This is a genomic window from Burkholderia sp. Ax-1719 (assembly GCF_011753055.1).
Taxonomy (GTDB): Bacteria; Pseudomonadota; Gammaproteobacteria; order Burkholderiales; family Burkholderiaceae; genus Paraburkholderia.
In genome coordinates this window covers 368,315-389,052 of record NZ_VWWJ01000001.1, presented here as the reverse complement: position 1 = coordinate 389,052, position 20,738 = coordinate 368,315, and the positions used below count along the sequence as shown (strand labels likewise).

The 20,738-nt window shown below is 64.6% G+C and carries 14 protein-coding genes; 10 read left to right on the top strand and 4 right to left on the bottom strand.

All coding sequences use genetic code 11. The features are described 5' to 3' along the window. Positions 1–66: 66 nt before the first annotated feature. Positions 67–3,096: a hypothetical protein gene (locus F3J17_RS01690; RefSeq protein ID WP_345891109.1), complete on the bottom strand. Its 3,030-nt coding sequence runs from the start codon at positions 3,094–3,096 to the stop codon at positions 67–69. Between the two features lie 1,087 nt (positions 3,097–4,183). Here F3J17_RS01690 and F3J17_RS01685 point away from each other — a divergent pair. Genes F3J17_RS01685 through F3J17_RS01655 form a run of 7 tightly spaced genes read left to right on the top strand, consistent with a single transcriptional unit; the run spans position 4,184 to position 12,377 of the window. Beyond that, positions 4,184–5,092, top strand: coding sequence for an alpha/beta hydrolase (locus tag F3J17_RS01685; RefSeq protein ID WP_167053170.1), 909 nt, complete (start codon positions 4,184–4,186; stop codon positions 5,090–5,092). Positions 5,093–5,135: 43 nt separating this feature from the next. Further along, on the top strand, positions 5,136–5,705 hold the full coding sequence (locus F3J17_RS01680; protein ID WP_167053168.1) for an isoprenylcysteine carboxylmethyltransferase family protein: 570 nt from the start codon (positions 5,136–5,138) through the stop codon (positions 5,703–5,705). Between the two features lie 16 nt (positions 5,706–5,721). Then, complete coding sequence (locus F3J17_RS01675) at positions 5,722–7,044, top strand: nucleotide disphospho-sugar-binding domain-containing protein (RefSeq protein WP_167053166.1); 1,323 nt, start codon at positions 5,722–5,724, stop codon at positions 7,042–7,044. Further along, the gene (locus tag F3J17_RS01670) at positions 7,041–8,603 is read left to right on the top strand and encodes a DHA2 family efflux MFS transporter permease subunit (protein ID WP_167053164.1); all 1,563 of its coding nucleotides are present in this window, start codon (positions 7,041–7,043) and stop codon (positions 8,601–8,603) included. Before F3J17_RS01675 ends, F3J17_RS01670 begins: the two co-directional genes overlap by 4 nt. 53 nt (positions 8,604–8,656) lie before the next feature. Next, on the top strand, positions 8,657–9,613 hold the full coding sequence (locus F3J17_RS01665) for a glycosyltransferase family 2 protein (protein ID WP_167053163.1): 957 nt from the start codon (positions 8,657–8,659) through the stop codon (positions 9,611–9,613). Next, positions 9,610–11,181 (top strand): efflux transporter outer membrane subunit, encoded by a 1,572-nt coding sequence (locus tag F3J17_RS01660; RefSeq protein WP_167053160.1) that lies wholly within the window; start codon positions 9,610–9,612, stop codon positions 11,179–11,181. The genes F3J17_RS01665 and F3J17_RS01660 overlap by 4 nt, the downstream gene beginning before the upstream one ends. Then, entirely contained in the window at positions 11,181–12,377 is a 1,197-nt protein-coding gene (locus F3J17_RS01655; protein WP_167053158.1) for an efflux RND transporter periplasmic adaptor subunit, read from the top strand. Before F3J17_RS01660 ends, F3J17_RS01655 begins: the two co-directional genes overlap by 1 nt. A 182-nt stretch (positions 12,378–12,559) precedes the next feature. Here the strand turns inward: F3J17_RS01655 and F3J17_RS01650 are convergent, their stop codons facing one another. Next, positions 12,560–14,650 (bottom strand): EAL domain-containing protein, encoded by a 2,091-nt coding sequence (locus F3J17_RS01650; protein WP_167053156.1) that lies wholly within the window; start codon positions 14,648–14,650, stop codon positions 12,560–12,562. Between the two features lie 255 nt (positions 14,651–14,905). Next, on the bottom strand, positions 14,906–15,838 hold the full coding sequence (locus tag F3J17_RS01645; RefSeq protein ID WP_167053154.1) for a LysR family transcriptional regulator: 933 nt from the start codon (positions 15,836–15,838) through the stop codon (positions 14,906–14,908). Positions 15,839–15,986: 148 nt separating this feature from the next. On the opposite strand from F3J17_RS01645, the gene F3J17_RS01640 reads away from it, so the two are divergent. The 3 genes from F3J17_RS01640 (at position 15,987) to F3J17_RS01630 (ending at position 19,940) form a co-directional block, all read left to right on the top strand. Then, positions 15,987–16,850: an NmrA family NAD(P)-binding protein gene (locus F3J17_RS01640; RefSeq protein ID WP_167053152.1), complete on the top strand. Its 864-nt coding sequence runs from the start codon at positions 15,987–15,989 to the stop codon at positions 16,848–16,850. Positions 16,851–17,151: 301 nt separating this feature from the next. After that, complete coding sequence (locus tag F3J17_RS01635) at positions 17,152–18,261, top strand: OpgC domain-containing protein (protein ID WP_167053150.1); 1,110 nt, start codon at positions 17,152–17,154, stop codon at positions 18,259–18,261. After that, a complete protein-coding gene (locus tag F3J17_RS01630) occupies positions 18,258–19,940 on the top strand; it encodes a tannase/feruloyl esterase family alpha/beta hydrolase (RefSeq protein ID WP_167053148.1) in 1,683 nt (560 codons plus the stop codon). Before F3J17_RS01635 ends, F3J17_RS01630 begins: the two co-directional genes overlap by 4 nt. Here the strand turns inward: F3J17_RS01630 and F3J17_RS01625 are convergent. Next, the gene (locus F3J17_RS01625; RefSeq protein WP_167054406.1) at positions 19,930–20,730 is read right to left on the bottom strand and encodes an alpha/beta hydrolase; all 801 of its coding nucleotides are present in this window, start codon (positions 20,728–20,730) and stop codon (positions 19,930–19,932) included. The two genes, F3J17_RS01630 and F3J17_RS01625, sit on opposite strands and share 11 nt — an antisense overlap. Positions 20,731–20,738 lie beyond the last annotated feature (8 nt).

Below are 20,738 nucleotides of genomic sequence, written 5' to 3'. Positions count from 1 at the left end.
TGCTTATTGGCCCATTTCTCCTCGACTAACTTGTTGGTTGGATCATCAAAGGCGTGATCGATTGCCTTACTTCGGCAACGCGCCCGTGACCGAGCTGAGCAGGCTCGTGACCGGCGAAAGCGCGCTGCTCGAACCGGCCGCGTGCGTGGCCGTCGAACCGATCGACGCGACCAGGCCGGTGACCGGTGCGAGTGCGCCGGTTGCCGTCGAAGCCGCCGTGCCGGCCGTCTGACCCGCCGTTGCCGTGCCGCTGTTGGCAGCGGTGTTGGAGACGCTCACGCCCGCACCGACCGCGGCCGTGACCGTCGCCGTCACCGTTCCCGCCGAAGCCAGCGTCGAGCCGAGCGCGCCCGTCGCCGCGCTGACGAGCGGCACCACCGGGTTGGTCTTCGCGATGTTGCCGAGTGCGCCGGTCAGCGTGCCCGCCGTACCCGTGACCGCGCCGAGCGCACCGGTGATCGGCGTGATCGGGTTGGCGCTGGCGAGCGTGCTCGTGACCGTGTTCACAGCGGAAGTGACCGGGGCGGCCGCGCTGCTGAGGGCGGTGGTGACGGGGGCGAGCGGGTTGCTGCCGGCTGCGCCTGCGAGCGTGCTCGTGACCGTGTTCACGGCGGTCGTGACCGGAGCCAGCGGGTTGCTGCCGGCTGCGTTCGCGAGCGTACCCGTGACGGTGTTGACGACGCTCGTGATCGGCGTGAGCGGGGTGCTGCCTGCCGCGCCTGCCAGCGTGCCTGTGACGTCGTTCACGACGGTGGTGAGCGGAGCCAGCGGATTGCTGCCGGATGCGCCTGCGAGCGTGCTCGTGACCGTGTTCACGGCGGTGGTGACCGGGGCCAGCGGGTTGCTGCCTGCGGCGTTGGCCAGCGTGCCCGTGACGGTGTTCACGACGCTCGTGATCGGCGTGAGCGGCGTGCTGCCTGCCGCGCCTGCCAGCGTGCCCGTGACGTCGTTCACGACAGTGCTGACCGGCGCGAGCGGGTTGCTGCCGGATGCGCCCGCCAGCGTGCTCGTGACCGTGTTCACGGCAGTGGTAACGGGAGCAAGCGGATTGCTGCCCGCTGCGTTGGCCAGCGTGCCCGTGACGGTGTTCACGACGCTCGTGATCGGCGTGAGCGGCGTGCTGCCTGCCGCGCCTGCCAGCGTGCCCGTGACGTCGTTCACGACAGTGGTGACCGGAGCCAACGGATTGCTGCCGGATGCGCCTGCCAGTGTGCTCGTGACCGTGTTCACGGCGGTGGTGACCGGAGCCAGCGGGTTGCTGCCTGCGGCACCTGCCAGCGTGCCCGTGACGTCGTTCACCACGCTCGTGACCGGAGCCAGCGGATTGCTGCCGGATGCGCCTGCCAGCGTGCTCGTGACCGTGTTCACTGCAGTGGTGACCGGGGCCAGCGGGTTGCTGCCTGCGGCGCTGGCAAGCGTACCGGTAACCGTGTTCACAGCGCTCGTCACCGGAGCGAGCGGATCGCTGCCTCCCGCACTCGATGCCGCTGCAGTCAGCGAATTGAGCGTGCTGGCCAGCGTGCTCGTGCCAGAGTTCAACGCGTTGGCGACGATACCCGTGGTCGAGTCGACCGTATTCACTACGTTCGCCGTCGTCGAACCCGATGCCGTGCTGAGTGCCGCCACTTCGGTATTGACCGCGTTAGCCAGCGTGCCCGTTGCCGCGTTGACCGTGTTCGCGAGATTGCCCGTGGTGGCATTCGCAGCGCTTGCAAGCGTGCTAGTTGCCGCATTCGCCACGTTCGTCACCGGAGCGAGCGGATTGCTGCCCGCTGCACCGGACAGCGCGCCCGTCAGCGTGTCCACTGCGCCCGTTACAGGGGCGAGCGGATCGCTGCCCGAAGCGCCAGACAACGCACCGGTGATCGTGTTCACCGCGCCCGTAACAGGAGCCAGCGGGTCGCTGCCCGAAGCACCAGACAACGCGCCAGTGATCGTATTCACTGCGCCCGTAACAGGAGCCAGCGGATTGCTACCCGAAGCACCCGACAACGCGCCGGTGATCGTGCTCACCGCACCCGTCACAGGCGCGAGCGGATCGCTACCCGAAGCGCCAGACAACGCACTGGTGATCGTGTTCACTGCGCCCGTCACAGGAGCGAGCGGATCGCTACCCGAAGCCCCCGACAACGCGCCGGTGATCGTGCTCACCGCGCCAGTCACAGGCGCAAGCGGATCGCCGCCCGAAGCGCCAGACAACGCGCCAGTGATCGTGCTCACTGCACCCGTAACAGGAGCCAGCGGGTTGCTAGCCGAAGCGCCCGACAACGCACCAGTAATCGTGTTCACTGCGCCCGTCACAGGCGCAAGCGGATCGCCGCCCGAAGCGCCAGACAACGCACCAGTAATCGTGTTCACTGCGCCCGTCACAGGAGCGAGCGGATCGCTACCCGAAGCACCCGACAACGCACCAGTAATCGTGTTCACCGCACCCGTCACAGGAGCAAGCGGATCGCTACCCGAAGCACCCGACAACGCACCAGTGATCGTGTTCACTGCGCCCGTCACAGGAGCGAGCGGATCGCTACCCGAAGCGCCAGACAACGCACCAGTAATCGTATTCACCGCGCCCGTAACAGGAGCCAGCGGATCGCTACCCGAAGCGCCAGACAACGCGCCGGTGATCGTGTTCACCGCACCCGTCACAGGAGCAAGCGGATCGCTACCCGAAGCGCCCGACAACGCACCAGTGATCGTGCTCACTGCACCCGTAACAGGAGCGAGCGGGTTGCTACCCGAAGCACCCGACAACGCACCAGTAATCGTATTCACCGCACCCGTAACAGGAGCCAGCGGATCGCTACCCGAAGCGCCCTGCAACGCGCCCACCAACCCGCCGAGCTGCGCCAGCGGCTGTCCGCCATAGTTGATTGCAAGCCCGGCTGCCCCGCCCACCGCAACCGTGACGTCGTTACCCGTCGCCACGCCGCCGATGCCGCCGCCCAACACGATCGTCCCCGGCGCAGCGCCTGCTCCTGCGGCCGCTCCCACTGCCACGCCCCCCGGCTGTGTCGAATCTGCCCGTGCCGCACCGCTGGCCGCGGCGGCGAAAACCGCCGCGGTGCACAACGCCATGGTGGTGATTCGCGTCTTCACGTTGTTCCCCATCGCTAGCTCTCTCTTTAGGTTGGTTATCGCAGCGCCCCGGCTGCGAGACCCAACACTGCAGAGAGCGTGCCAACTTCGAAAGAACGGGCAAAACCACGCAGCGACGGGGCATGCGCGACACCCATCGCACGAAAAGCGATGCTGATTGATTAGACGTAACAGGGGAAAAGACCAGCGTTACGAAATTGCGTAACGTGACACGAGCGGGACGGAAAGCTGCATGCGCAGCCAATCAACCGCGAAGACGGAAAACCATCATGAAGCGCGAAAAAAGCGAAGTGCTCTTTACAAAAACACTTCAGCCTCACGCGAATTAAAAAGGATAACCAAGTATATGCACGAATCCACGCAAATCCGCGTGAATGCACCCGCCCTCTTTGGCCGCACAGGATGACCGCAACTTTATTCGCGCGCAACCTACCTGAATGAACAGGTGATAAATGTCGTTCCCGCTGACTCACGCGCGTCAAAAAAGCATGCGCCAACTCACTTATGCGAAATCACGATAAATGCCCGCTTGCAGCCTTCCGCACCGATCAAAAAAATCTGTTTTGAATTTCGATTTTCATTACAGCAACTGCAGGTGTTACGACCTGTTCCGTAACGTGCCCTATTGGCCATTACGTTACGCTCCATGTCCCGCGCATCGTTACGTTCGTTGCGCGTACATCGACCTTCCTCACTCCGCCCCGGCGCATTCCGGCGACTCCCTCAAGAAGCCCGTCCTGCAACGATCCCAGCCGCCGGCGTGACCTCGTAGCGCCAATTCGTCTGTCGAATGGCACACCTGTTGCATTAGAAGCAGTGCAGCAAATCGGGCAAGCGCCGGTACAAGGTGCAAGCGGCCGCCTCTCACGGCCGCGCCCGACCATCAGGCCTGGAGGAGACACCGTCAAGCCACAGGCCGACATATAGCAGGCGGCGCAGCGCATCGGTGTGAGCGGCGCGACCGCGGCCCTGGCGAAATCGGATGCAGCAGTCCTGGCGAATCCACGACGGCTGCGGGTGCGTTCGTCCTTTGGCGCTTTTTGCTCCTTTATTGCTCTATTGGCATCACACGCGGGGGGAAAATCTCATGTCAGTCGAGAAGCTGGTATTGCCACTGCCGGGTGGCCTGAAAGTTTACGTCGAGCACCATTGCTTCGACCCGTCATTCGAAACCGTGCTACTGGTCAACGGCGCGCTGGCGACCACGGCATCGTTTGGCCAGACCATTCGCTATCTGGGCGAACGTCTCAACGCACTCTGTTTCGATCTGCCCTATGCGGGCCAGTCGCGCCAGCACAATGTATGCGACTACGCGCTCACCAAAGACGACGAGATCGACATCCTCATGCATCTCGCCGATCGCTTCCGCCCGGCGTATCTGTTGTCGGTCTCGTGGGGCGGCGTCGCCTCGCTGTTCGCGCTGGCGCGCGGTTGCGCAAGCGTGCGACGCGCCGCCATCGCATCGTTCTCGCCGTTCCTCAACGCCGCGATGACCGATTACGTCACGCGCGCCCGCGACCACATCGCGGCTGGCCAGAACCTGCAGGCGGCACAACTGCTCAATGACACCGTGGGCCGCCATCTGCCGCGCATCATGAAGCTCTATAACTATCGCTACCTCACGCGTCTGCCGCGCGACGAGCAGGATCAGGTGGCGTTTCACGTCGACCAGATTCTGGCGATGGAGCCAGAGCGCTATCTGAACGAATTCCGCCGCATCGGCTGCGACGTGAAGTTCGTCAACGGCGATCTCGACGAATACACCACGGCCGCCGACGTGCGCCGCCTGGGCGACTACGTGCGGCGCGCCGAATTCGCCACGATTCGCGGCGCGGGTCACTTCCTCGATCTCGAAGGGCGCGTGCAACAGGAACAGATGCGCACGATGCTGTGCGACTTCTTCTGCGGCGAACGCGAGCCCTACACGCCGCATGCGTCCATCGCGAACTCCAGCACGCCGCAGCGCCTGCCGTTCCAGGTGCCCGCACTTTCCTGAAACGCCTGCGCGCGCAACACCCACTCATTGTCGAGATCTCTTCATGAATATCGTGCAAAGCATCGCCATCGTGGTTCCGTGGCTCCTGTGGCTCGCCTACTGGATCGCGACCGCACAGGCCGTCAAGTCCACCGCGCGCAAGGAAGCGCGCAGCGCCCGCACCTGGCAGTCGCTGCCGCTGATCGCGGGCGGCGCGCTCGTGATCCTGCCCGATCCCTCACTTGAGGCGATGCTGCCCGATTTGACGCATCTGGGCGCGCTGCAATTCGGTGGTTTCGCGGTGGTCGTCGCCGGGCTGCTGTTTTCGGTCTGGGCGCGTGTGCATCTCGGCACGAACTGGAGCGTATCCGTGACTCTCAAGGATGGGCATGAACTGATTCGCAGCGGCCCCTACGCACTCGTTCGCCATCCTATCTATACCGGATGCCTGGTCGCGCTGGTGGGCTCGGCCATGATTGGCGGGACGTGGCGCGGCGCGCTGGGCGTGCTGCTGATTTTCGCGTCGCTGGCCTTCAAGGTGCGCGTGGAGGAGAGCTGGCTCACAGGTCATTTCGGCGACGCCTACGCGCGCTACCGGCGCGAAGTCGCAGCGCTGATTCCGGGCATCTACTGAACCGCACGGCGGCAAGATGGCACAGATCATCATCACGGCGATAGGCTCGGCGGGCGACGTGCACCCTCTGCTGGGCGTGGGCCGGGCGCTCGCCGCGCGCGGGCATCGCGTCGTATTCTGCACACACCCGCCGTTCGAAGCGGCGGCGCGGCGCGAAGGCTTCGCCTTCGTGGCGATCGGTCTCGCCGAGGACTACGCCGCCGCGCTCGCCAATCCCGCGCTCTGGCATCCGCGCACCTCGTTCAAGACGCTGTGGGCCTTGATCGCACCGGTGCTGCAACCCCATTACGAAGCGCTCGAAGCATTGCGCAGCCCGGACACGGTGCTGGTCGGCACACTCTGGGCCTTCTCCGCCCGGCTGATGCAGGAGCGCTACGGGACGCCCTATGTATCCGTGCAGGTTTCGCCATCGACGCTGCTTTCCGCGCATGCGCCGCCCACGCACAAGCGCCTCACGATTCCGCGCGGCCTGCCCTTGCCGCTCAAGGTCGCGCTGATGACGCTGATCGAGCGCGCGGTGCTCGACGCTGTGTGCGGCCCCAGCCTGAACGCGCTACGCACGTCGCTGGCGTTGCCGCCCGCGAAACGCATCCTCGGCCGCTGGTTGCACTCCACCGACGGCGTGCTCTGCCTTTTCCCGGAATGGTTCGCGCCCGCGCAGCCCGATTGGCCCGCCCAGCACACGCAAAGCGGCTTCCCCCTGTTCAACGATCTCGACGAAAGCGCGCCTGACGCAGAACTCGAAGCCTTCCTCGCCGCGGGCGAACCGCCCGTGGTCTTCACCGCCGGATCGACGCTCGTCGATAGCGCTCACTACGCACGTGCGGTCTTGCACGCGTTGCGCGCAACCGGCGCGCGCGGCGTGCTTCTAGGCTCCGGTGCAACACTCGACGAAGCGCAACGCGGCCGCGATATGCCGCGCCAGCGTCTGCTGCAACGCCGCTATGTGCCGATGCGCGCGCTGCTGCCGCGCTGCCGCGCGCTCGTGCATCACGGCGGCATCGGCACCGCATCGCTGGCGTTCGAGGCCGGGATTGCCCAGCTCGTCACGCCCTTCGCGCACGATCAGTTCGACAATGCGCAGCGCGTGGCCGACGCGGGCTGCGGCGTACGGCTCGACGCGCCCATCAAGGAAGCCGCGCTGGCTCGCGCACTCGCGCACGTGCTGAACGATCCGCTCATCGCCACGCGTTGCACGCAGATGCGCGCGAAGCTGGCAGGCTCGCCCGATGGCTGCGTCGAAGCCGCGCGCTATATCGAACGCTTCGTACCGCAAACCATCCCGAACGCCGTGCAGGATATCGCCCCCGCGCGCGCGCTCAAGGCGGCAAGCGCATGAGCACCGCCTCGCCGTTCGCCCTGCCCGACGCGCCCGCCGCGCACGGATTGCGCGGCGCGCGTCTCGCCTTGCTCACCTTCGCGCTGTCGCTTGCGACCTTCATCGAAGTGCTCGATTCGACGGTGACGAACGTGGCCGTGCCTGCGATCTCGGGCAGTCTTGGTGTTGCGAACAGCCAGGGCACCTGGGTCATCAGCTCGTACTCCGTCGCCGCGGCCATCGCCGTGCCACTCACGGGCTGGCTCGCTCGCCGCCTTGGCGAAACGCGGCTTTTTGTGGGCGCGGTGCTGCTCTTCACACTCACCTCGCTGATGTGCGCGCTCGCCGCCGATCTGCACGTGCTGGTCGCCTGCCGCGCGCTGCAAGGGCTCTGCTCCGGGCCGATGGTGCCGCTCTCGCAAACCATTCTGCTGCGCACATTCCCGCCCGCGAAACGCACGCTCGCCTTGGCTCTCTGGGGCATGACCGTGCTGCTCGCGCCGATCTTCGGCCCGGTGGTGGGCGGCTATCTGATCGACGCCTTCTCCTGGGAATGGATCTTTCTCATCAACCTGCCGATCGGTCTGTTCTCGTTCGTTGTCTGCGCAACCATGCTGCGCAAGGACGCCACGCGCGGCGAACGCGTTCCCGTCGATCTGATCGGCATTGCGCTGCTTGTGATCGGCGTGGGCGCGTTGCAGGCGATGCTGGATCTGGGCCACGACGCGGGCTGGTTCGACTCCAACCTGATCGTCACGCTTGCCATCGTGGCGGCGCTCGCGCTGGTTTCGCTGCTGCTCTGGGAAGCGGGCGAATCGCAACCGGTGCTCGACCTGAGCCTCTTTCGTGATCGCACCTTCTCGTTCTGCGTGCTGATCATCTCGCTCGGCATGGCGAGTTTTTCCGTGGTGGGCGTGGTGTTCCCGCTCTGGCTTCAGGCCGTGATGGGCTACGACGCGTTCCATGCAGGCCTCGCGACCGCGCCGCTCGGCATCCTCGCGCTGGTGTTCTCGATTCTCGTCGGCGTCTACGCGCACCGCTTCGACGCGCGCGTGCTTGCGACCTTCGGCTTTCTCGTGTTCGCTGGCGTGCTCTGGTGGGACACGCATTTCACGCTGACGATGACGTTCACGCAGATCGTCACACCCGGTCTTATCCAGGGTATTGGCCTACCCTGCTTCTTCATTCCGCTCACGGCAGCGACGCTCTCGCGCGTGCCCGATCATCAGCTTGCCGCCGCGTCGAGCCTGTCGAATTTCCTGCGCACGCTCGCCGCCGCATTCGGCACGGCGATGAGCGTGACGCTCTGGGATCATCGCGCCACGTTTCACTACGCCACCCTCGCGCAATCGGTGACGAAAGAATCGGGCGGCACGCAACACGTCGTCGCCACGCTGCATGCGATGGGCGCGAGCGGCGCGCGCGAAACCGGGGCGCTGCACCAGATAACCATGCAGCAGGCGTACATGATGGCGACGAGCGACATGTTCTTCATGGCGTGCGTCACCTGCGTCGTGCTCGCAGCGCTCATGTGGCTCACGCGTCCCCGACGCGGCGCCGCGATGACGCTCGGGCATTGACACCATAACGACAAGAACGCGATAACAGCGCGATAACAAAGAGGAACCACGCGATGCGCACCGCAGCACTCGTCATTCTCTATCACCCGAGCAGCGTCCAGCTCGCGCGGTTGAGCGCATTGCGCAACGCCTGCGATGCGCTCGTCGTGGTCGACAACACGCCCCACGCCGACCCCGCCGCTTGCGAAGCCGCCGAGCGCGATGGCTATAGGCTGATTCATCACGGCAATCGTGGCGGCATTGCAGGAGCGTACAACGCCGGACTCGCGCATCTGTTCGCACAGGACGAGACGATCGATGCCGTTGCGCTATTCGATCAGGACTCCGTGGTGCCGGGTGCGTATTTTCCGGCGATGCGTGCGTTCGGCGAGCGGCTCGCGGGACGGCCCTTCATCGCCGGTCCGCGCATTTTCGACGAGAACGACGGCCGCTTCCTTCCAGAACTCGCGACCAACGGCATCGGCGTGAGGCGTCTGGAAGTGGACATCAGCGCGGCCGCGACTTCGCAGCCCGTGCGCTGCGCCTTCCTGATCTCCTCCGGCAGCTTTGTCTCGCGCGAGGCCTACGCGGCGCTGGGCCGCTTTGACGAAACCCTCTTCATCGATCACGTCGATACCGAGTACTGCTTTCGCGCGCTCGCGCGCAATGTGCCGCTCTATCTCGTGCCCGCGCTGGTGTTGCGCCATCGTATCGGCGAAAAAGTGCGCAAGCGCATTGGCCCGCTCGACATCTCGACCATGAATCACCCGTGGACGCGCCGCTATTACAGTGCGCGCAACGCAATGCAGATAGCCATCCAGTACGGCCCGCGCTTTCCCGTCGCGCTGGTGCCGAACGTGCTGACGCTCTGGCAGATCGTGCAGGTTCTGCTCGGCGAGCAGGATAAACGCGCCAAAATCAAGGGCATTCTCTATGGCGTGTTCGACGGCCTCGCCGGACGGATGGGACCGCTGGACGACGCCCATCCCCGCTGGGCCCCGCGTGCGACGGTGCAGGAGCGGCGCGGATGAACAAGCGCACGCTCGACCGCCTCCTCAGGCTCGGGACGCTGTGCGCCGCGACGCTGCTCGCCGGTGGCTGCGCACCGACGATCACCCCGGCGTTGCAGCCGCGCACGCCCGATGCGAACGCACTTTCGCGCACGCTGGCGGACACACCGCAATCCACCGACGCCACCGCCTGGCCCGCGCCCGACTGGGTGCGCCAGTTCGGCGACCCGCAACTCGATCAGCTAGTCGCGCAAGCCTACGCGCATAACCCCGACCTGCAGGTCGCGAAAGCCCGCATTGGCGTCGCTCAATCGCAATTGCAGCAGTTCTCGTCGCTGACCGGGCTGACGGCCACGGCGGGCGCGAGCGTCAACAAGGCGCGCATGCCGCAATCGAACGGCGTCGCCAACGTCTCGGCCAACGGGTACGACGTCCCGGTGCAATTGTTCGGCAATCCTGTGCAATCGCCATCATCGATATTTCTGGGCCTCGACTATCAGCTTGATCTCTGGGGCCGCAACGCAGCAGCCACGCGTGGGCTCCTGTCGCTGCGCGATGCAGCGCGCGTCGATGCCGAACAGGCGCGCCTCACGCTCGCCATCGCCATCGTCTCGCTCTATTGCGATCTCGATCAGGCCTATGCGCTGCACGATCTCTGGATCGAGAAACGCGACGCGAGCGACCAGATCACCGCGGTGCTGCGCGAACGCGCGGCGCGCGGCATCGATAACGGCTATGACGCCGACGATGCCGCCGTGCGCCGCAACAAGCTCATCGCGCAGATCGAACTGGCCGACGAGCGCATCCGTCTGGCGCAACTGCAACTGGGCGTGCTCTCGGGCGGCGGTCCCGAACGCGGCCTCGCGCTCACCCGTCCACGTCCCACCAACCTCGCGAGCCTCGCCGATCAACCCTTGCCCGCCCGCCTGTCCGCCGATCTGCTGGGGCGGCGGCCCGATATCGTCGCAGCGCGTCTGCGCGTCGAAGCCGCCTATGCCGCCATCGACGGCACGCGCGCGGAGTTTTATCCCGACGTCAATCTCGTGGGCTTCGCCGGCTTGCTCGCGCTCACACCCGGCGCCATGTTCTCGCGCCAGGCGCTCGCTGGATCGGTGGGTCCTGCCGTTTCGCTGCCGATCTTCGATCGCGGACGCCTCAAGGCGAAGCTCTCCGGCGACGCCGCCAACGCCGACGTCGCCATCGGCCTCTATAACAAGACCGTGGATTCGGCACTGGGCGACGTCGCGCGCACGCTGGTCTCGCTCTCGACGCTCGACCGGCTCGTGAGCGGCGAACGTGACGCCGCCGACGCCGCCCAGCGCTACGTCTCGATTGCCGAAGAACGACACCGGCGCGGCCTGCTGATGCAGAAAGACGTCAACACCGCCAGGCTCACGCTCTATGACGAGCGCGCGCAACTGATCGACCTGCAGGCGCAGCAGCGCACGCTGCGCGTCGCGCTGATCGGCGCGCTCGGCGGCGGCTTCGACGAGCGCACGTTGCCAGGGCCGGCAATCTCGCGCTTCGACGTCGCCTTCCCTTCACACGATCGCCTCACGGATCGACTCACCAGCGCGCATTTCAACTAATGCACCACGACCACGCCAACCTGCACCCCGATCCGGCCACCCTCGCCGCGAACGCCGCCCTGCTCGAACGCAAACGCGCGACGCGGCGACGACGCTTCGCGATCTTCGGCGCCGTGGCCGCTGTCACCGCGCTCGCCGCGGCCGCCTGGTGGTACACGACCGCGCGCTTTCGCGAAGATACCGACGACGCCTACGTCGCCGGCAATGTCGTGCAGATTGCTGCGCAGACGGCGGGCACCGTGATCGACGTCGTCGCCGCCGATACGCAGCGTGTGCGCGCCGGCCAGGCGCTCGTTCAACTCGATGATGCCGAGGCGTCCGTCGCTTTCGCGCAAGCCAAGGCGCAGCTCGCGCAGGCCGTGCGGCAGGCCGCCAACGCGCGGTATTCGGCGACGATGTACGCCGAAGCAGTCAAGGCGCGCCAGGCTGATCTGGACCTCGCGCAGCGGGCGCTGGCCGCGCGCGATCATGCTTCCGTTGAAGTGGTATCGCCCGAGGAACTGGCGCGCGCGCGGGCGGCGGTGGCCGGCGCGCAGGCGCAGCTAGGCGCGGCTCAGGCGCAACTCGATGCGGCACGCGCGCTCGGCAGCCGCCTGGCGGTGGAGGACAATCCGGGGGTGATTCAGGCGGTCGCGCAATTCAAGCTGGCGTGGCGCAATCTCAAACGCACCACCATCGTCGCGCCTATTGACGGCGTGGTGGGACAACGCACCGTGCAGATTGGCCAGCAGGTTGGGCCGGGCCTTGCATTGATGTCGATTGTGCAATTGCACGGTCTGTGGGTGGAGGCGAATTTCAAGGAAGGGCAGATTCGCAATATGCGCGTTGGTCAGCCTGTTGTGATCAATTCGGATATCTATGGATCGAAGGTGAATTATCGCGGGCGTGTGGAAGGATTTTCGGCGGGCACGGGCAGCGCGTTTTCGATGCTGCCGCCGCAGAATGCTGCAGGCAACTGGATCAAGGTGGTGCAACGCGTGCCGGTGGTGATTTCGATCGATCCAGCGGATCTGGCGGCGCACCCGCTGCGGATCGGGTTATCGATGCGCGTGCGCGTGGATACGCATGAGAGGAATGGGCATCTGCTTGACTCGGATACGCCGCTGGCCGCACTGGCGACGCGCGTGCATGACGGAGTGGCGAGTGAAGCGCAGGCAGCGGCGGAGAAGGTGATTCGGGATAATCGGGGCGGCTAAGGTGTGTGGTGTGGGTGGTGCGTGTGGCCGCCGGCCACACGCACGAGTCACATACGCTGGTTCCGATCGCACGGGGCGTTGGGCACGCTCGCCCGCTGTCTTTTACGTTTTTATCCTCGTGTACGCTAAAAGAGGACTACGCCACGAAAACGTACGGACCCACGTCCATCAACCCAACCTCACTACGCATTCAAATAACGCTCAAGCGCAATGACCGGTGCCGGCCTGGCAAAGAAAAAGCCTTGCAGTTCATGACAGCGCTCGTCGAGCAAGGCTTGCCGTTGATGGCCCGTTTCGACGCCTTCCGCAGTGATCGGCAGATCGAGGCTACGGCATAGCTCAGTAATCGCGTGAATGATGGCCGCCGATTTCGGATTGTTACCCAGTCCGTTGACGAAACCGCGATCGATCTTCACACGCGTAAAGGGAACGCTCTGCAGCAGCCCCAATGACGAATAGCCCTTGCCGAAGTCGTCCATTGCGACACCCACGCCCATCGCGCGAATTTCGTTCAGGATGCGCGACGACGTGCCGGACGATTCCAGCAGCACGGTTTCCGTAATTTCTATTTCCAGCCGATGGGCAGGCAGCGCCGCTTTCGTGAGCGCCTTCGCGACGATCTGCGTAAAGTCCGCGTGAATCAGTTGAGCCGGCGAAACGTTGACGCTCAGGCGAATATGCGACGGCCACAGCGCCGCGTCCCGACACGCTTTCTCCAGCACCCACGCGCCGAGTTCCGGCATCAGGCCTCGCTCTTCCGCAACCGGAATGAATTCAGCGGGAGAGATGGGGCCACGCTTCGGGTGATGCCAGCGCAGCAGCGCCTCGCATGCGGTGGTGAATCCGCTATGCGCGTCGACGATCGGCTGATAGTGCAGTTCCAGTTGATTGGCGCGCAGGGCGCGTCGCAGATCGTCTTCGAGTTCGTTGCGCAGCCGAATCGGGTTGTTCATGCCGCTTTCGTAAAGGCGAAAGCAGTTGCGGCCGTCGCGTTTGGCCGCATAGAGCGCCAGATCCGCTCGCTGGAGCACAGTCCCCGCGTCGATCCCCGCCCGGGCGTGAATGACGATACCGACGCTCGCCCCGACGCTAATTTCATTGCTCGCGATCTCGAACGGCACGGAAAGGTTTTCGATGCATCGCTGCGCGAGTTCCGCCGCATCATTCACGCTTCGAAACGGTACCTGCAGAATCGCGAACTCATCGCCGCTCAGGCGCGCCAGCTGGTCGCTCGCGCGCACGATGCCCGAAAGGCGTCGCGCCACGGCCTTCAGCAGTTCATCGCCGACATGGTGACCCAGCGTGTCGTTGACGGACTTGAATCGATCCAGATCCAGAAAAAGCAGGGCAAATGGCCGCTCGGCCGATGCGTTTTCTGCCAGTTCGGACAAGCGCTCCTGAAAGCGCAGACGATTGGGCAGGTCGGTCAGGTGATCGTGATGGGCGAGGTGCGTGATACGTCTTTCCGCGATGCGCCGTTCGGTCATGTCTTCGATCGTGGACACCCAGCCGCCATGCGAAAGCAGGCGCGTCACGACCGAGATGCTGCGGCCCTGACAGGTAACGTCGATCGTCGTCTGTTGCTGATCCGCCGCAAACCGGTGAACCAGCTGCGTGCGCACCGTTCTGACCCACGCCGCCATCTGATCCTGCGCAAGGCCGGCACGCTCGCCGATGCGCCGTAGCAGCGTGCCCAGCCGGATCCCTTTGAACAAGGCGTTGTCAGGCAGCGAAAGGATGCGGGAAAACTGATCGTTGGACAGGACGAGGCGTCCACGGCGATTGAACAGACATAATCCATGCGACATGTTATCCAGCGCGAGATCCAGATTGCGCGTGGTCTCCGCCAGCGCTAGCGAGATCTCGCGCTGTTCGCTGCAATCGCGCGTAATTTTTGCGAAGCCGAACAGGACGCCCGCATCGTCATAGATCGGCTGAATGACCACATGCGCCCAGAACCGGCCACCGTCCTTGCGCACGCGCCAGCCTTCAGCCTCGAACCTGCCGGTTTGACGCGCCGTTTCAAGCCCGTATTGCGGGAGGCCGCGATCGCGATCCGCGGGTTCGTAAAAGCAGGAGAAATGCTGGCCGACGATCTCGGCCGCCCGGTAGCCTTTGGCCCGTTGCGCACCGGCGTTCCAGTTCGAAACGACGCCATTCGTGTCGAGCATGTAGATCGCGTAGTCGGTGACGCCTTCCACCAGCAACCTGAGGCTGCGCTCATGGTCGCGCGCCCGCTTGTCCTGCGAGCGCTCCTCGGTATGATCACTCATTGACTGGATGAGCCTGAGCAGTGCGCCATTGCCGCCGTCGCCAGGATCGGTGAAGACATGCGCCCAGAATTGCGCGCCGTCCTTGCGCAGGCGCCAGCTTGCTCAGTTTTCATTTTTTGGAGTATCTGATCGGTTTCGCGAGATGCCCGCTCAGAATATATGCGGCATAGCGGGGCGCGCAATGGTTAAAAAGCAGTTGCTGGCGCGCAAACGTTTCATTTCGACGATCCGCAGCCGCAACCGCGCCTTTGCCCCTCAATACCACGGCACATCCCTCACCTGCGCCCCTGTCACCTTGACAATGAACTCCAGAAATGCCCGCACCTTGGCCGAAGGATGCCGCCGCGACGGATACAGCGCGTAAAGCGGAAACTGCTCATCGTGCCAATCGGGAAAGAGATCAACAAGCTTGCCGCTTTCAAACAGCGGTTGCGTGCCCAACGCCATGATCTGCGCGATACCGTGGCCCGCGAGACAGGCGCCATGCATGGTCGAAACGTCGTTGACCGTCAGCCGCCCGCGCGCGGCGATGACGATCTTCTTGCGCGGCCGATGAAACTCCCACACGAACGGTCGTCCTGTAAGCGGATCGCGAAACTGGATGCATTCGTGCGGGGCATGTTCGAGATCGGTGGGTTTGAGCGGCCTGCCGTGCTTCTTCAGATAGGCCGGCGACGCGGCCGTCACGATGCGCGTCTCCAGCAGCTTGCGCGCCACCAGCGTGGACGGACGCGGCTCGCCGAAACGCACGGCCAGATCGAAGCCGTCCGCAACCATATCGCCCAGTTCGTCGCGCGTCATCAGATCCAGATCGAGGTCGGGATAGCGCTCGACGAACTGGCCGATACGCGGACTCAATACGATCTTGGAGAAGAACGGATCGACATTCACGCGCAGCCGCCCACGCACCGCGCTCGCCCCGCTCGCCGCCGATGCGGCCGCTTCCTCCAGCCCTTCGAGTAACGGCACCACCTGTTCATAGAGCCGCCGCCCTTCGTCGGTGAGCGCGACGGTGCGCGTCGTGCGATCGAACAAGCGGATACCCAGACGCGCTTCGAGCCGCGCAACGGATCGACTCACGCCCGATTGCGACATATCGAGCCGCTCGGCTGCGCCCGCGAAACTGCCGCTGTCGACGATGGCCGTGAGCACGCCCATGCCATTGAGAACGCGTTCATCGAATGACATGAGGGTTTTCCTTTGGACCGGGTTCACGTTTCGCTCATGTCATTGTGTCATGAATCAAATGCCATTCATGTCATGGATTCCGAACCGCGTCGCGCTCACAATCCGCTGCGTCGAAGTACTTTTTTAATCCTCGTACCGGAGCAGGCAGATGTTTGCAATCACAGGCATGACAGGACAGGTTGGCGGTGCGCTCGCACAGGCGCTGATCGAGCAGAAACAAGCCGTGCGCGCCGTCGTGCGCAATGCGGAAAAAGCCGCCAGCTGGGCGGCGCAAGGCTGCGAAATCGCCGTCGCCGATATGGGCGATAGCGCCGCGCTAAGCCGTGCCTTCGAAGGTGCGCAAGGCGTATTCGTGCTGCTGCCACCCGTGTTCGATCCCTCGCCCGATTTCGCCGAATCGAAGCGCACCATCGCAGCCCTGCGCGATGCGCTCGCCGCCGCGCAACCACAGCGCGTGGTCGTGCTCTCCACTATCGGCGCGCAGGCGAGCCAGCCGAATCTGCTCAATCAGCTCGGCTTGATGGAACAGGCGCTCAGCACGCTGGCGATGCCGGTCGCCTTTCTGCGTGCCGCGTGGTTCTTTGAAAACGCCGCGTGGGACGTCACCTCGGCGCGCGATCAGGGCATGATCGAGAGCTATTTGCAGCCGCTCGACAAACCGGTGCCCATGGTCTCGACCATCGATATCGGCCGCGTGGCCGCGCAGTTGCTTCAGCAACCATGGTCGGGCGTGCGCGTGGTGGAACTGGAAGGCCCGCGCCGCGTGCCGCCCAACGAGATTGCGGCCGCGTTCGGGGCTTCGCTCGATCGCCCCGTGCAGGCACGCGCTGTGCCGCGCGAGCAATGGGAGGTGCTGTTCCGCGCGCAGGGCATGAACCACCCCACGCCGCGCATGCAGATGCTGGACGGTTTCAACGAAGGCTGGATCGAATTCGAAGCGCCCGCCAGCACGCTCAAGGGCCAGGTGTCACTGGAAGCGGCCATCGCATCGCTCGTCGCGCGAGGCGCTTGAACGATAGCCTGACGCTGCCTCACGTAACATCGGCAACATCGGCAACATCAGCAACATCGGCGGGCGAAACTGGCGTGTCACTGGCCTCCACATGACGCGCCGGTCATCTACGCTTTCTTGTGCCTTGCATGCGCATTTTGCCGGGAACGTTCGGGATTCGATTCGCTCGTAGGGGCATGGGCGGCGTGGCGCGACGTCTGTGTATGCCCCGCATGCACTGACCTGTCACGTTGCCTTCCATACCTTTCATCGAACGATCGCGCGTCATTCACCGCGCGATCCGGATGCTAGCGAGGGACACATGCAAGCGCGTCAGGGGCGTTCCATCGAAGTCGATTTTTTCCGCGGTATCGTGCTGATCGTGATCGTGCTCGATCACATTCCCGGCAGTGCGCTTTCGCACGTGATGTTGCATGCGTATGCGCTGTGCGATTCCGCCGAGGTCTTTGTGTTTCTCGGCGGCTATGCTTCGGCGGCTGCCTATATGGCTGTGCACGCGCACCGCGGCGTCGGTGCCGCGAAGCAGCGCTTCTTGCGGCGCAGCTGGGAAATCTATCGTGCTTATCTGCTGACTGCCGTGCTCACGCTGCTGTCGGGCGCGCTGCTTGCTGCGCTTCATCTGAATCCGCTCGCCGCCGACCTGAGCGGCTGGGCGCCGTTCGCACTGCATCCGATCCGCGAGACGCTGCATATTCTCGTGCTCACGCGCCAGCCGTATCTGTCCAGCGTCCTGCCGATGTATGTCATATTTGCGCTATGCGTGCCCGCCGCCGTGCCGCTCGCGCGTCGGGCGCCATTGCCGACGCTGGCCGTCAGTCTGCTGATCTGGGTCGTCGCGCCGCAGCTTGCCGCGTTTTTTAGCGCAAACCACGTCGCCGACTGGTCGTTCAATCCGTTCGCCTGGCAATTGATGTTCGTGTTCGGTATGCTGTGCCGCCTGCATCCGCTTCCCGCCGATTTCAAGGCCTCGGAGGCCGCGCGCTGGCTGGTGCGCTTTGCCTTCGCGGCGGTGGCGGTGTTTGCAGCGGTAAAACTGTTCGTCCTGACTCAACCTTTGCCTGGAGCCATGAAACAGCATCTGGCCTTCGCGCGCGTCGTCAACTTCATCGTAATCGCGATGGTAGCCGCGTATTTCGTGCATCGCGGCACCGTCGCGCGCCTGGCTGCGCGCTTGCCGTCCGTGGTGGCGGTCGGCCGCACGGGGCTCGTGTGCTTCGTGGGCGGGACGCTGATTTCAGTCGTCGTCGATACCGCCACGCCGCACGCGCTGCACGGCGCGGCAGCCTTCACCGCTGCGCTGGCCGGCGATGCCGTGGCGATCGGCGCCATGCTGATGCTCGCACGCGCCTGGCGCGGCGTGGCCAGCCGGCAAAAAGCGCGCGCTGCCGTGAACGGCGCTGGGTGCGGATGAGCGGGGGCAGCGCACAGAGCTTCGTATGCTGGAGGCCGGCGCGCGCCGCGGCGCTGGCGCTTTCCCTCGGCTATGCCTTCACCGCGAGCGCACCCGCGCACGCACAGCGCACGCCCGCGCTGCCACTGCATTGCGCCGACCTCGCTGGCGTGCTGCTGCCTCCCGCCAGCATCGGCGTGCCCACCGGCGGCGCGCTGGTGCAGAGCGCCGCCATGATCGGCGCGACGGCCATCGGTAACCAGGACGGCGACTTTTGCCGCCTGACCGGCGTGATCCGTCCGCAGACCTCCGGCACGCCGGATATCCACTTCGAACTGAATCTGCCGAGCCGCTGGAACGGCCGCGCCGTGCAGTTTGGCGGCGGCGGCTATAACGGCGTCGTCATCACCGGCACCGGACCGACGCCCTTCTCGCCCGACCGCGCCCCGCTCGCACGCGGCTATGCCACCTTCGGCGACGACTCGGGCCATCACGGCGATTCCTCGCAGGCGAATTTCGGGCTGCTCGACGAGGCCGTGACCAACTTCGGCTATCTGCATCTGAAGAAAGTGCACGACGTGGCGCTCGCGCTGATCGAGCAGGGCTACGGCCGCACGCCCGAGCACATGTATTTTGCGGGCGGCTCGACCGGCGGCCGCGAAGGCTACACCGTGATCCAGCGCTACCCCGACGATTACGACGGCGTGATCGCCAACGCGCCCGCGCTGAACTTCTCTGGCGTGCGCCTATTGGGCGTGATGGTGGGTCAGAGCGAATACCGCACGCCCGGCGGCTATGTTTCGCCACAACTGCTGGAAACCGTCTACGAGCGCGCAATGCAGGCCTGCGACACGCTCGACGGCGTAGCCGACGGCATCATCAGCGATGTCGAAGGCTGCCGCGCCAAGGAAGCGGAGATCATCGAATCGCTGCGCTGCCCGACGCACGAAGCGGGTGGCGTCGCGGCCTCCGACGAATGCCTCACGCCCGCGCAACTCGCCACGCTGGAACGCCTGCGCGACGGCATGCGCCTGCCCTATGCGCTCGCCTGGAATGCCGACCGCTATCGCGGCTATAACGTATTCCAGGGCGTGCGCTTCACGAGCATGCTCGGCCTCGCGCATTCGCCGGAACGGCTGCCGCAACCCAGCTTCGTCGCCAATGGCTATCTGTTCGCACAAGGCGATGCGTACATCAAATACTTCGTCACGCATGACCCGACCTTCGACGCGAGCAGCTTCGACGTCACGCGTCCGGGGCGCTACCAGCAGCGTCTCTATACGCTATCGGCAACCATCGGCGCGATGAACCCCGACATCTCCCGTTACCTCGCGCGCGGCGGCAAGCTCATCACGCTGCAAGGTCTCGCCGACGAGGTCATCAGCCCGAACCAGACGATCGCCTACTACAACGGCCTGATTGCGCGCTATGGCGAAGAACGCGTGGACGATTTCATGCGCCTTTACATGGTGCCCGGTTTCCAGCACGGCAACGGCGTATTCATTCCTTCGGTGGATCTGCTCGGCGCGCTCGACGGCTGGGTTTCGCACGGCGTCGCGCCGCAAACGCTGCTCGCCACCGATATCGCACAGCCCAGCAACGGACGCACGCGCCCGCTGTGCCGCTATCCCGCGTTTCCGCGTTATAACGGCAAAGGCAATATCAATCGCGCGAGCAGCTTTGAATGCGCTATGCCCTGATAAACGCCGCGATCGACTGCCACATTGCCACGGGATTCGAATACATCGGGAAGTGACCGCAATCTTCGATCTGTGCGAGGCTTACTCCTTGCGTACGCAACGAATCCAGATAGGAGAGGCCGGCATTTTGCGCGCCATACATGAAAAGGCGCGGAAACGGCAGCGCGAGGAATTTCTCCATCAACTCACCGTGATCCGATAGCGCGACCATCGACCGGAAGATCGGTCCCACCGCCTGCGCGCGCACTTTATGGCGCAGGCTCGCCGAATAAAGCGCGCTCGCAAAGGCCGGCGCATGACGCGTGCGCTCGATGAAGTCATCGAAGAAACGTTCGTCGCTATCTCGCGCGTGTTCGACGATCTGGCGGCTGAGAAAGCAGTCCTCGGGCGCGACGTTGCCTTCTATGTCGACGAAACTGAGCACACGCTCAGGATGCCGATGCGCGAGCATCAGCGCCGTCAAGCCGCCCATCGAATGCCCCACCAGATGAAAGCGCTTGAAACCCACGCGCTCGATCATCGCCAAGGCGGTTTCCACCAGAAAGGTAATATCGATGCGCGCGAGATCGGCGCAATGCGTGGCGCCGCAGCCTGGCGCGTCATAGGCGAGAAACGGGTGTCCGTCGAATTGCGCGTGGCGCACGATATCCGCGTAATCCTCCTTGGTGGACCCAAATCCGTGTAGAAACACGATGGGCGCCTTATCACCGCCGCGATGAATCGCGCTGACTTCGAGCGCCGTGCCGGCGATCGTCAGGGCGATGTGCGCGTCCTTGAATTCATCAGCCATCTCTTGAG

What these genes read in the sequence shown, in the direction of transcription:
- F3J17_RS01685 (WP_167053170.1), top strand. Translation starts at nt 4,184, where the DNA reads ATGTCAGTCGAGAAGCTGGTATTGCCACTGCCGGGTGGCCTGAAAGTT.
- F3J17_RS01650 (WP_167053156.1), bottom strand. Translation starts at nt 14,650, where the DNA reads ATGAGTGATCATACCGAGGAGCGCTCGCAGGACAAGCGGGCGCGCGAC.
- F3J17_RS01680 (WP_167053168.1), top strand. Translation starts at nt 5,136, where the DNA reads ATGAATATCGTGCAAAGCATCGCCATCGTGGTTCCGTGGCTCCTGTGG.
- F3J17_RS01660 (WP_167053160.1), top strand. Translation starts at nt 9,610, where the DNA reads ATGAACAAGCGCACGCTCGACCGCCTCCTCAGGCTCGGGACGCTGTGC.
- F3J17_RS01635 (WP_167053150.1), top strand. Translation starts at nt 17,152, where the DNA reads ATGCAAGCGCGTCAGGGGCGTTCCATCGAAGTCGATTTTTTCCGCGGT.
- F3J17_RS01670 (WP_167053164.1), top strand. Translation starts at nt 7,041, where the DNA reads ATGAGCACCGCCTCGCCGTTCGCCCTGCCCGACGCGCCCGCCGCGCAC.
- F3J17_RS01630 (WP_167053148.1), top strand. Translation starts at nt 18,258, where the DNA reads ATGAGCGGGGGCAGCGCACAGAGCTTCGTATGCTGGAGGCCGGCGCGC.
- F3J17_RS01675 (WP_167053166.1), top strand. Translation starts at nt 5,722, where the DNA reads ATGGCACAGATCATCATCACGGCGATAGGCTCGGCGGGCGACGTGCAC.
- F3J17_RS01645 (WP_167053154.1), bottom strand. Translation starts at nt 15,838, where the DNA reads ATGTCATTCGATGAACGCGTTCTCAATGGCATGGGCGTGCTCACGGCC.
- F3J17_RS01665 (WP_167053163.1), top strand. Translation starts at nt 8,657, where the DNA reads ATGCGCACCGCAGCACTCGTCATTCTCTATCACCCGAGCAGCGTCCAG.
- F3J17_RS01640 (WP_167053152.1), top strand. Translation starts at nt 15,987, where the DNA reads ATGTTTGCAATCACAGGCATGACAGGACAGGTTGGCGGTGCGCTCGCA.
- F3J17_RS01625 (WP_167054406.1), bottom strand. Translation starts at nt 20,730, where the DNA reads ATGGCTGATGAATTCAAGGACGCGCACATCGCCCTGACGATCGCCGGC.
- F3J17_RS01655 (WP_167053158.1), top strand. Translation starts at nt 11,181, where the DNA reads ATGCACCACGACCACGCCAACCTGCACCCCGATCCGGCCACCCTCGCC.